The organism is Vibrio inusitatus (assembly GCA_024346935.1).
GTDB classification, from domain to species: domain Bacteria; phylum Pseudomonadota; class Gammaproteobacteria; order Enterobacterales; family Vibrionaceae; genus Vibrio; species Vibrio inusitatus.
Genome location: AP024878.1, coordinates 2,581,562 through 2,593,518, shown reverse-complemented (window position 1 = coordinate 2,593,518; position 11,957 = coordinate 2,581,562). Strand labels below are relative to the sequence as shown.

General features: G+C 43.6%; 10 protein-coding genes. 4 read left to right on the top strand and 6 right to left on the bottom strand.

What is annotated here, in order from left to right:
- Window positions 1-3 precede the first annotated feature (3 nt).
- From OCU48_RS11865 to msrA, 5 genes are all read right to left on the bottom strand, one after another.
- Window positions 4-1,263, bottom strand: a complete 1,260-nt coding sequence (locus OCU48_RS11865; protein ID WP_141344824.1) for an ABC transporter permease — start codon at window positions 1,261-1,263, stop codon at window positions 4-6.
- Window positions 1,263-1,979 (bottom strand): ABC transporter ATP-binding protein, encoded by a 717-nt coding sequence (locus OCU48_RS11860; protein ID WP_141344825.1) that lies wholly within the window; start codon window positions 1,977-1,979, stop codon window positions 1,263-1,265. The genes OCU48_RS11865 and OCU48_RS11860 overlap by 1 nt, the downstream gene beginning before the upstream one ends.
- Window positions 1,980-2,050: 71 nt before the next feature.
- Entirely contained in the window at window positions 2,051-2,797 is a 747-nt protein-coding gene (gene zrgA / locus OCU48_RS11855) for a zinc uptake protein ZrgA (protein WP_141344826.1), read from the bottom strand.
- Between the two features lie 146 nt (window positions 2,798-2,943).
- Entirely contained in the window at window positions 2,944-3,495 is a 552-nt protein-coding gene (locus OCU48_RS11850; RefSeq protein WP_141344827.1) for a YtfJ family protein, read from the bottom strand.
- Between the two features lie 62 nt (window positions 3,496-3,557).
- A complete protein-coding gene (gene msrA / locus OCU48_RS11845; RefSeq protein WP_141344828.1) occupies window positions 3,558-4,205 on the bottom strand; it encodes a peptide-methionine (S)-S-oxide reductase MsrA in 648 nt (215 codons plus the stop codon).
- A gap of 140 nt (window positions 4,206-4,345) precedes the next feature.
- Between msrA and tamA the strand changes: the two genes are divergently transcribed.
- From tamA to OCU48_RS11825, 4 genes are read left to right on the top strand one after another with little or no spacing between them, the layout of a single operon-like run.
- Window positions 4,346-6,070 carry an autotransporter assembly complex protein TamA gene (tamA, locus tag OCU48_RS11840; RefSeq protein ID WP_167496167.1) on the top strand — a complete coding sequence of 575 codons (1,725 nt, stop codon included), beginning with the start codon at window positions 4,346-4,348 and terminating at the stop codon, window positions 6,068-6,070.
- Window positions 6,070-9,909 carry an autotransporter assembly complex protein TamB gene (gene tamB / locus OCU48_RS11835; RefSeq protein ID WP_141344829.1) on the top strand — a complete coding sequence of 1,280 codons (3,840 nt, stop codon included), beginning with the start codon at window positions 6,070-6,072 and terminating at the stop codon, window positions 9,907-9,909. The genes tamA and tamB overlap by 1 nt, the downstream gene beginning before the upstream one ends.
- A 15-nt stretch (window positions 9,910-9,924) precedes the next feature.
- On the top strand, window positions 9,925-10,269 hold the full coding sequence (locus OCU48_RS11830) for a gamma-glutamylcyclotransferase family protein (RefSeq protein ID WP_141344830.1): 345 nt from the start codon (window positions 9,925-9,927) through the stop codon (window positions 10,267-10,269).
- A 40-nt stretch (window positions 10,270-10,309) separates the two neighbouring features.
- Window positions 10,310-10,831 carry a lipocalin family protein gene (locus OCU48_RS11825; protein WP_141344831.1) on the top strand — a complete coding sequence of 174 codons (522 nt, stop codon included), beginning with the start codon at window positions 10,310-10,312 and terminating at the stop codon, window positions 10,829-10,831.
- On the opposite strand, the gene fbp is transcribed toward OCU48_RS11825, so the two are convergent.
- Window positions 10,828-11,844, bottom strand: coding sequence for a class 1 fructose-bisphosphatase (fbp, locus tag OCU48_RS11820; protein ID WP_141344832.1), 1,017 nt, complete (start codon window positions 11,842-11,844; stop codon window positions 10,828-10,830). The genes OCU48_RS11825 and fbp overlap by 4 nt on opposite strands.
- Window positions 11,845-11,957: the final 113 nt, after the last annotated feature.

Genomic DNA, 11,957 nt, shown 5'->3' with positions numbered 1-11,957 from the left:
CTCTTAAATTCGAATTGTCATGCCATCAGCAAGAGACTGACGGTATGCCCTAAATGCAGGTATAAATCCGATGACAACGCCTGCGCCTAATACTAGGCCAATCAAAGTCCATTCATGAGTGGTCAACATATTCAACTCAATACTTATACCATAAAGTTGCTGTACTATGGGCTTTAGTATCAATAACAGAGCGTAAAGCCCAGCAACACCAGTGGCAATACCGGCCATAGTCAGCGCTGTTGCTTCGCTTACCAGTAAAACAAAAATATGCCGAGGTCTTGCACCCATCGCTCTTAATATTGCCATTTCTCTGCGACGCTCTTGTAAGCTGGTTAATAAGCTACTCAGCATGCCAAGTAGACCAGCAATAACGACAAAGCCAGATACCGCGAGTAAGGCTTGTTCTGCAACAGACATCATACCCCATAGCTCGTGTAAGGCTATGCCAGGCAGTATCGCACTTAGAGGCTCTTTGTTATAAGTGTTAATTTGTCGCTGTAGAGTAAAAGTTTGTATCTTAGATTTTAATCCCAGCATGAAGGCTGTAATTTCTTTAGGCTGAAAATCAATCTTCTCTAGTACGTCCGCTCCAGGGTTCCCCCCCATGTTAGTACCTGATTCCCATCCAACATGAATTGCTTCTATAGCTTGTAGAGACACGTGTACGGTTTTATCTACAGGAGTCCCTGTTGGTGCCAATATACCGACTACTTTAAAAGGTAGATTGTCGTGCCTTGCAAAGCCAACATCCGCGATACCGTGCGCGATGATGATCTCTGTTCCTACTTTGTATCCGAGGGTTTTAGCGACATCTGCACCAATGGTGGCTTCAAAAAGGCGATTGAATGGTTTACCTGCACTCAATTCTAGGTGCTGTTTCTTGCCATATTTGTAGTGATCAAAATAGGCTTGCGTGGTGCCCATTACCCTAAAGCCTTTATGGGAGTCACCAAGGGAGATAGGTATAGCCCAGTCTACCGCAGGGTTGTTGCTGAATTCTTCAAAACTCTTCCAATCAATATTATTGGTGGCATTACCGATGCGAAAGACAGAGTAAAGTAATAGGTTTACCTGGCCTGAGCGAGCCCCCACTATCAAGTCGGTACCAGAGATAGTATTAGCAAAACTGTTTTTAGCTTGAGTGCGAATACGTTCTACGCCAAGGAGTAATATAACCGAGATAGCCACTGTCAAAATGGTGAGAAAAGCAGTGGTTTTTCGATTTGAAAGGCTTTTCCAAGCTAAATGCGCGGTCGCGTTCATTAATTTAATGCTCCGGTTTTAACTAGGTTGATATCTTGCAGGTTGATGCCTGTCTCGAACAGCTTTTCTAGTGTTGGGTCATGACTAACAAAGATTAACGTAGAGTTGGCTTGCTCTGCCTGCTCCATGAGTAATTCGATAAATGCGGTACGGTTTGCATAATCGAGAGCTGAAGTTGGTTCATCGGCAATGATAAGCTGTGGTTTACCAATGAGAGCACGTGCTGCTGCGACTCGTTGTTGTTGTCCGATACTCAGTTCAACCACAGGTTTATTCAATAAATCTTCAGCAAGATGGAGTCGCAGTAATAGTTCGCGGGCCTGCTGTTTGAGATCTCCGTCAACCCCACTTTTTCTTTGCTTGGAAAAATGACAGGGAAGCACGACATTATCGATCACGGATAAGTAAGGCAGTAGATTAAATTGCTGGAAAATATAACCAATGTTATCTGCACGGAATCTATCTCTTTGAGTCTGAGAAAGGGACGATAGTTCAGTATCCAATACCTTGAGAGAACCGCTTTCACACGAGGCAATGCCAGTCAGAAGACTAAGCAGAGTTGATTTACCACAACCACTTGGGCCCTTAATAAATATATGCTCGCCTCTATTTACCTTAAGTTTTGGTATATCTAGAGTAGGCGTAGGATTATCGGGCCATGAGAAGCGAACATCTTGTAGTTCGATAACGGTGTCTGTTTGAGAACGTTTGGTCACTATACTTCCTATTATCAATATGTTGAAAAGTGACAGGAGTTGGCCACTCCGCAGTAGTAGCCATTTTTTGACTAAAGCTTGATAACAGTATTATCTTTGGTTAATTCGGTAGCAATTTGTGCTGAGTCAGTTAGCAGGTTAACACGGATTGTCTGCGTACCACTGAATAGCTTGAACCAGTCGCTATCAATCTCGGTAAGCTTGCTGACATCTTTACACTGGTATTGATACGCAATGTTGAACTCACCGTGGCCACCACTATGCTCGTGGTCATGGTCATGGTCATGGTCATGGTCGTCGTGAGAGTCATGATCATGTTCTGAATGATCGTGCGCATCGTGGTCATGATGATCGTGCTCATCGGCATGCTTATCGTGGTCGTGAGAGTCATGGTCATGCCCATCATGATGATCAGCATGATCGTCACTGTGTTTATCATGATCGTGATCTTCATGATCAGAGTGATCATGTTCGTCATCACCACCTAGTGTGTGAGACACTTGTGCAGTGGACAGCTCACAGCCTGCTGCCGAACTCATTTTTAAGATAGAGTCAGCTGCATTGAGTTGAACAACCGCTTTTTCCAAAGCTTGTTGCTGCTCATCATTGCTTGGTGCGTGTTCAAAACCAACTACATCTGCACCTGGAGCAAGAATTTCAACAAGAAGGTCTTTGCCATCTTGAGCAATATTAAACTCAACACTGCCGTGAACGTGAGCACCATGTTGACGGAAGTTTTCTTCAGCATGAACTGAAACAGAGGCTACCGCTAGCGTTACAGCGCTTAGGGTGAATAGTGGCTTAACAGCTTTTATCATTGTTCTAATTACCTAAAGAAGTTAAAACGACGCATTGTAGCGTCGAAATCTTTCAATCATATTTCTCTGTTATTTCTAATCCTAACGGTTCAAGTTGGAACTAGCTAACAGAACTCAGACAGTCAAGCTTCTAAAAAGTTTGAGTTTTATAGATTTTCCTTAACTAAAGTGATCACTTGCTGTATCTCTTCAGTCGTTAACTCACCCTCTTTAGCCCAAAGGATATTTCCGTTCTTATCTTGAACCGCAATCAACGAAGTCTTTGATTCAAGATCCCAAGCTTTAGCCACAGCGCCATTTTCATCTAACACGATTGAGGAGTGCGGGAACTCAATTTTACTGTCTTCTGCACTCGATTTTACAAATGAGCTAGTACCCCAAATGGCATCATCTTGATTCACTATGGTAGTGGTTTGGTACTTATCCTGTGGGAAGTCGGCTAAGACTATTGCATCTATCATTGGCTTATTTAAAGCCTTAGCTGCAGAGCGACCAGCAATAGCTTGTATTACGCGCGTCTTACCCACCATGCTTGCTGAATCCCACTCATGATATGTTATATCATCATTTTTTACCATCGCTTCCCCATGACTGACAACGCTCACCATTGGGACTTTGTCTCCGGTATTTAGGTTCAGTGCCCATGAAGACAATGGTAGGGTCATTCCTAGTACAGCGATTAAATGTTTTACTTTCATATATCTTCCGTTGTTATGCTACAAGCGATCGGTGGCTTTAAGTATATGTTAAATAGATTATTTCACACTTCAGACTCATTGTTTTGTGGAGGAAAGCAGACTCCAGTACCGCCAATCCCACAATAACCATTCGGATTTTTAGCTAAATATTGCTGGTGATATTCTTCCGCAAGGTAATAGGGGCCAGCCGATGCAATCTCTGTGGTAATAGAGGGTTTTCCTGATTCAATGAGTAAGTCTTGGTAAGCGGTTTGTGACTCTCTTGCAACAAGCATTTGCTCATCACTGTAAGTATAAATAGCCGATCGATACTGAGTTCCTCGGTCATTGCCTTGGCGCATCCCTTGAGTAGGGTCGTGCTTTTCCCAAAATATTTGCAGTATTGTGGCTAAAGAAACCTGATTTGGGTCGAAGGTGACTTGCACGATCTCTGTATGACCGGTGTTCCCAGAGCAGACCTCGTCATAGGTTGGGTTAGGTGTATAACCTCCGGCATAACCGACGGAAGTAGATACAACCCCTGGGATTTTCCAGAATAGACGTTCTGCTCCCCAAAAACACCCCAAACCAAGTAAGATTTGCTGGCAACCTTTTGCTGGTGGCGCGGTCAAATCCGTGTGATTTACAAAGTGTTGCCCCGACTCAAGGATAGAATTATCACGACCCGGCAGCGCATCTTCCTTTGAAATCATGATTTGTTTGTCAAACATGTGGCCTCCTAGCGAAAGTAAGTGATTTTTTAAATTTTTTATCATGGATCAATCCTTTATACTATTTAGTCGCTCCCTTGGGGAATTTTTCTGGCTACACATCTCTGTTTCGTTACAGGAAGTACAGTAACAATTACATAATGAATCAACGCGTAATACGGATATTTATCGCTATCACTTTTTTGGTTTTCAGCCAACTAAGTCGAGCTGAGGCTACTCTTAACGTTAATGGACTTTCTGATAAGGCCGAAGACAACGTTGAGGCATATCTGTCTGCGATTCCTGAAAAAGAGTATTCCACTTCCCTCCGTTTTCAATCTCGTGTTGAAGAGAGCATAGTTCAAGCGGTTAGAGCTTTGGGCTATTACCACCCTGAACTCAATTTTACGGTAAATGAAGAAGAGCAAGAGCTTAACGTGGATGTTAAGTTAGGTGATCCTGTAGTTATCGAAAAACTGGATATCCAGTTGAGTGGTGAAGCAGAAGACGACCCTGCATTTGAGGCTTTAATCAAGGCAAGTAAGCTTAAGAAAGGTGCACAACTTAGTCATGGCGATTATGACGAGCTAAAGTCTGGCCTACGTAATTTAGCACTCAGGCGTGGCTACTTTGAAGGAGATTTTAGTGTTACACGTCTGGAGGTTGCCCCAGAACTCAATCAGGCTTTTGTACATCTGCATTACGAAAGCGGTATCCGATATACTTTTGGACCTACTAGCATATCAGGCTCGCAAATAGAGCGAGATAGAGTGTTCTCGCTGATTCCTTTTGAGCAAGGTGACCCCTACCTTGCTAGTGATATAGGCCAACTCAACCAAAATTTATCCAGTACTTCATGGTTCGCTTCTGTGTACGTAGAGCCCGATCTGAGCCAAGTCGGCAACGGGAAACGAGAACTGCCAATGGCAATTCGTCTCTCTCCGCAATCTCGCCATCAAGTGGAAACAGGTATTGGTTACTCTACTGATGTAGGGATCAGAGGTTCACTGAATTGGAAGCGCCCATGGCTGAATCCTCAAGGCCATAGCTTTACCAGTAGCTTTTCACTGTCTAAGCCTGAGCAAGAAATTGTAATGGGTTATAAAATACCCCTTGAAGATGTACTTCATGAATACTATCGAATTCAATATGGTATGAAATACCTAGATAACAACGATACTGAAAGTTTTGAATCGAGCCTAGGTCTAGAAAGACACTGGCAACTAGAAAGTGGTTGGCATCGAACCGTTTTCATTCGTTTACTCAATGAAGACTTTACTCAGGGTATTCAGGAAGACCGCTTTACTATGCTACTGCCAGGAATCTCATATTCTAAAACGCGCTCACGCGGTGGTGCTATGCCTAACTGGGGTGATAAGCAGACGATTTCGTTTGAGTATGGCGATCCTGCGGTTTTATCTCAAGCTCGTGTATTTCGAGTGCAAGGAAGAACTACATGGATTCGTAGTCTTGGTCGTAATCATCGTGGCATCTTCTATATCGGCGGTGGTGCCAACTTTACTGAATCTGTATTTGATCTACCCCCCTCTTTACGTTTCTTTGCCGGTGGCGATAACAACCTCCGTGGTTATGAATACGAATCTATTTCTCCAAAGGATAGTGAAGGCAAGCTAACGGGTGCTAAGTATATGGTCACGACTAGTCTAGAGTATCAATATCGAGTGCACGGAAATTGGTGGCTAGCAACCTTTGTGGATTATGGTGATGCATGGAATGAAACACCCGAAGGGAAAACCGGTACTGGTGTTGGAATAAGGTGGGCGTCACCAGTGGGGCCAGTTAGGCTTGATTTCGCCTTTGGTTTGGATGTAGAAGAGGGTACCGATAAGTTCCAACTTCACTTCGGTTTAGGGCCTGAGTTGTAATGACAAAAGAATCACAACAAAACGAACAGCAAGCAACAGCGGAATCACCGCCAGTCACCAAGAAAAAACGTCCTTTGTGGCGTCGCTTCTTGCGTGGAATTGCTCATCTCTCACTGGGGATGCTAGCTCTGATTTTGTTTATCATCATTATGCTATGGGTACTCCTTTTCACTAATTCAGGACTTAATGGAATTATTTGGACTGCTGAAAAATTCGTACCTGAATTAAAGGTAGACGATACCGAGGGCGCTTTACTTAACGACTTCCAGTTATATGGCATTCAATATAACAATCCCGACTTGTTCGTAGCACTACAGGCAGAAAAGCTTGCACTAGATATACAGTTGCGCTGCATTCCCAAGGTTGAGCTGTGTATCAAAACCTTAGGAGTAGAAGGTGCCAATTTTGCACTCACTGATATAGCTCCAAGTGAAGAGGCAGTAGAAGATCAGCCTAGCGAGCCAATAACTAGCATCTCGCTTCCTTTTGGGTTGGGTGTAAAGATTGAGCGCCTATATCTCAATAGAATTGACCTGGATATTTTGGGTAACAAGATCGCATGGAAAGAGTTTGAAACGGGCGCGCGAATGCGCTTTGATAGCCTGACTTTGAACCCTACACGTTTTGATGGTGGGAGACTCACTCTTGCCTCTAGCGAAGGTGAGACAGAAGTGAAACAGGAGACCAGTGCTGATTCACCTAAATCAAAGATTGTGTTACCTGAGGTATGGATTCCTCTTAGTGCCAAGATTGAAGATATTACCGTCACCGACTTTAAAATGACCTCACCAGAGATAGAGGTAGACCGAGCACATTTGATGGGCTCTGCTGAAGGAAACAAGGTAACTGTTCAAACCTTTGAATTATCTATGCCACTCGTAGATTTAAATTTAGAGGGCGAAGTAGAGCTAAAAGAAGACTATCCGCTCACTATTAATACCGATGCAAAGATAAAACAAACTACGCTTGCTGGCCAAACGCTGTCATTGAGTGCCCAGGGCAGTGTCGCTAACTTAGCGTTAAGTGCAGGATTGAGAGAACTCATTATTGCCGATATTGATGCCCAACTAGAGCCGTTAGATCCAGACATTCCATTTGATATTGATCTAAGACGAGCGCAAGTGCAATGGCCGTTACAAGGCGAAGCTGATTACCAAGCACAAATTGCATCATTGAAAGCTAAGGGTATTTTAAACAAGTATACACTCGACTTAATGGGCGCTGCACAAGGTAAGACTATTCCAGATGTCGATCTTACTGTGGATGGTGAGGGCAGCCTAGAGCATATTGATCTGAAAAGTATCGACGTTAAAACTTTGCAAGGTGTAATTGAAGGTAGTGTGATGGCCAATTGGGCTAGTCCTATAAATTGGGCTGCCAATCTTCAATTAAAAAATGTCAAACCAGGGAGTTATTGGCCAGAGGCTGAAGGTGATATTAGTGGTAGTTTGGCGACCACAGGCCGATTACCAGAGAAAGGCGGTTGGGAAGTTGAGCTTTCAGAGCTCGATATTGACGGCATCTTTCGTGATTACCCTCTCAATATCAATGGTGTACTTGAAGCCAAAGACTCGACAGGAAAGGGAGACTATCGGCTCGATACTCCTGGCTTAGTTGTAGCGCATGGGCAGAACAAAATCCGTATTTCAGGAAACCTTGATGAAAACTGGAATCTAGATACCAAGCTCGATATCCCAGAAATAAAGCATACAGTGCCTGATTTAGACGGTTCTGCGATGGGATTAATTGAGCTTCGAGGCCCCTTTGCTACACCTGAAGTCATCGCTGATGTTTCTGCAAATAAGATTGCTTGGCAAGATCAGGTAACAATTGAGTCTATAACTCTGAAAGGTGATGTGGAGCCATTGCCCACTCCGGGAGGAAAACTCAATTTGGTTGTGCAAGGCTTGCAGCACCTAGAACAGAAAGTTACCCGCAGTGAGTTTAGTTTTAATGGAACTCAAGAACAGCATAGGGCTTCATTTAGCATTGATTCAGAGATGGTTAAGGGTGGAGTAAGTGTATCTGGCGGTTTAGAAACCGAGCCCGGAATTAAGTGGAAGGGTGAACTGCAAGATGCGAGTCTGACCACGGTACAGGGCGAATGGAAAGTAGATCATAGTCCAAAGCTTTCCTATGACGTGGACACACAAGTCGCGTTTGTTGAAGCTCACTGCTGGTTACAGGCCGACTCTAAGTTGTGTCTAGATAAGGACTTGCAAGCGGGTCCATCTGGCGAAGTATTTGCTAGTATTCAGAATTTCAATTTCTCACAGGTAGCATCACTGTTGCCAAAAGAAGTTACCTTAGTGGGAAAAGTTGATGCCAATGCTCGAGCAAAGTGGTCACCAACGGCGTTACCTGAGGTAGAGCTTAAAGTGGATCTTCCTAAAGGAAGTGTGACACAAAAATTGGATCGCCCAGTAACGGTAGGGTGGAATAAAGTCGATCTTAATGCGAGCTTGATTAAGGATGACCTTAAGGCTGAGTGGATCATTGACCTGACTAATAACGGCGATATTAAGGGACGCGTTAACTTAGATAAAGTCTCCAAAGAAAACAAACAAATAGATGCTCGTTTGCAGTTACAGAAAATCACTTTGGATATGCTGGAGCCCTTATTTGGTGAGTTCAGTAAGGTTGGAGCGGATATTAACTCAGACATCCAATTACAAGGTCCAGTTGAACAGCCTAAGATCTTTGGTGACTTTAGAGTTGAGAATATTATTGCTACTGGTGATGTCAGCCCTATTGATGTGACCTCTGGTCAGGTAATAGCAAAGTTCTCCGGCTATCAGGGTGACTTCGATGCCAAGATTAAAACACAAGATGGAGAATTGTTAATCACGGGTAACCATGATTGGCAAGACATGACAGATTGGCATGCTAACTACAATATATCAGCCAACCAATTGCTGGTGGATGTCCCTCCTGTAGTGAAGGCGAGAATCGAACCCGATATCGATATAGACATCTCTCCTGGACTTATTGATGTAAAAGGAGAGGTGAGATTGCCTTGGGGAAGAATCACCGTTGAAGAACTTCCACCGTCAGCAATTTCAGTTTCATCAGATGAGGTGATTTTAGACAAAGATTTACAGCCATTGGAAAAGAGATCTGATTTCCCATTTGAGATTAAGTCAGATATTAAGGTCATTATAGGCGATGACTTTTTGTTAAGTGCCTTCGGTTTGAAAGGCGGTCTTGTTGGTGAGATCAATGTGTCTCAAAAGAATGAAGCACCGTTTATTCTTGGAGAGGTAAATATTGTCGATGGTAAATATCGCTCCTTTGGTCAAGACTTAATTATTGAAGAAGGCAAGGTTCAATTTAATGGGCCTGCAGATCAACCATACCTATCGATTAAAGCGATTCGAAATCCAGATAATACTGAAGATGATGTAGTGGCTGGTATTCAGGTTACAGGCCCTGCTGATGAACCTAGTATTGAGGTATTCTCTGAGCCTTCTATGCCTCAAGCTAATGCCTTATCGTATATTTTACGAGGACAGGATATCGACAGTGATTCAGGTGGTAACGCCATGACCACAGCCTTGATCGGATTGAGCTTAGCTCGAAGCGGGCGTGTTGTAGGTGAGATTGGTGAAGCCTTTGGAGTGAGTGATCTGCAGTTAGATACGGCAGGTACTGGAGATGACTCTCAGGTCACGGTAAGTGGCTACATTCTTCCTGGCTTGCAGGTCAAATATGGTGTGGGAATCTTTGAATCCGTTGGTGAGTTCACATTCCGCTACCGTTTAATGAAAGACCTGTATTTAGAAGTGATGTCAGGCACAGACAGCGCCGTAGATTTGTTGTATCAGTTTGAATTCGATTAAACATAGGGGGAAGGTATGCAGCATTTAGTTTTTGTTTATGGAACCTTGAGACAAGATGAGGCAAATCATTACCTTCTGCAAGGAAGTGAGTTTCTGGGCTTGTTTGAGACTCCACCTCAGTATGCACTTTACGATTTCAGCACACTTCCGGGTATTGTTGAGGGGCACGAGATCATTACTGGAGAGGTCTATAGGATTAGTGATGAAGTGCTAGTTAAGCTAGATATTTTCGAAGATGTCCCTATTGAATATAGAAGAGAAACTATCGAGACCCCCTTCGGAGAAGCGTGGATTTACCTTTATCAAGGAACAGAGGCAGGCAAAGCAATAGAGTCAGGAGATTGGAACTTACGTAATTAGGCCGACAGGCGGCCTGGTCATATTAAACAAGGAAGTATGTATGAAATGGATAGGAATGGCGTTGAGTTGCGTGATGCTTTGGGGATGTGTGGGGAAACCAGATCAGATCACTCCAGTGAATAACTTTGAACTGGAAAGATACCTAGGCAAGTGGTACGAGGTTGCTCGTCTTGATCACTCATTCGAAAGAGGCATGAATCAAGTGTCAGCTGAATATTCGATGCGTGAAGATGGCGGAGTTAAAGTACTAAACAGTGGCTATTCTACAGAAGATAAAGAGTGGAACAGTGCTGAGGGTAAGGCTTATTTTGTTGAGTCTGAAGACTTAGGATACTTAAAGGTTTCCTTCTTTGGGCCTTTTTACGGCTCCTACATCGTCTTTGAACTAGAAAAGCAGAACTATGATTATGCCTTTGTTTCAGGGCCAAATCATTCCTATCTTTGGCTTTTATCCAGAACGCCACAGATAAGCGATGACATAAAGCAGAAATTTAAAAGCCAAGCAAAAGAGCTTGGCTTTGATACTAGCGAATTAATCTGGGTCGAACAGACGGCAGATTAGTACTGGTCAGGGTTATCGCGTAGGAAACCGTGTAAGGTTTTAACCATATCGGTCGAGCCGGCGAAGAATGGCACACGCTGGTGCAGTTCTCCTGGCTTGATTTCCATGATGCGGCCTTCGCCATCTGTTGCTTCACCGCCAGCTTGTTCTGTTAGGAAAGCAATTGGGTTGCACTCATAAAGAAGACGTAGCTTGCCAGTTGGGTAAGCACGGGTGCTAGGGTAAAGGAAGATACCGCCCAGTAGTAGGTTACGGTGGAAATCTGATACCAAAGAACCAATGTAGCGAGAAGTGTAAGGGCGCTTGCCTGCTTCATCTTCTTCTTGGCAGTATTTAAGGTATTTCTTCACACCAGCAGGGAAGTTAATGTAGTTACCCTCGTTGATAGAGTAGATAAAACCCTGCTTTGGAATACGCATGTCTTCGTGAGACAGACAGAAAGAACCGATAGACGGGTCGTAAGTGAAGCCGTGAACGCCTTTACCTGTAGTGTAAACTAGCATGGTTGAAGAACCGTAGATCACGTAACCAGATGCAACTTGCTCAGTACCTGGTTGCAGGAAGTCACGAGCTTCCGTTAGTCCACCAATTGGCGACAAGCGACGGTAGATAGAGAAGATAGTACCTACTGATACGTTTACATCGATGTTGCTAGAACCATCTAGAGGATCCATCAATACCACGTATTTTGCTTGCTTGTTTAGCTCACTGTCGAAAGAAACGAAGTCGTCTTCTTCTTCACTCGCAATACCACAAACTTGGTCACGATTTTCTAATGCAGCTTTGAAAGTATCGTTTGCTAACACATCCAGTTTTTGTTGTGCTTCACCTTGGATATTTTCTTCACCGGCAGCACCAGTAATATCAACAAGGCCTGCCTTGTTGATTTCACGGTGTACGATTTTTGCCGCTAAATTAATAGAGGACAAAAGAGACGAGAGATCACCGCTAGCATGAGGGAAATCATGCTGCTTCTCTATGATAAATTCACCTAACGTTCTTAAATTGGACATGGGGGGTTCCGTTTATTTGTATGACAAGTTCTTTTTTTAGCCAAATATACAGGACAAAACATATTACGACACGCGAAGTAACTGATCTATTTCACAGTTTTCTGACTTTCATC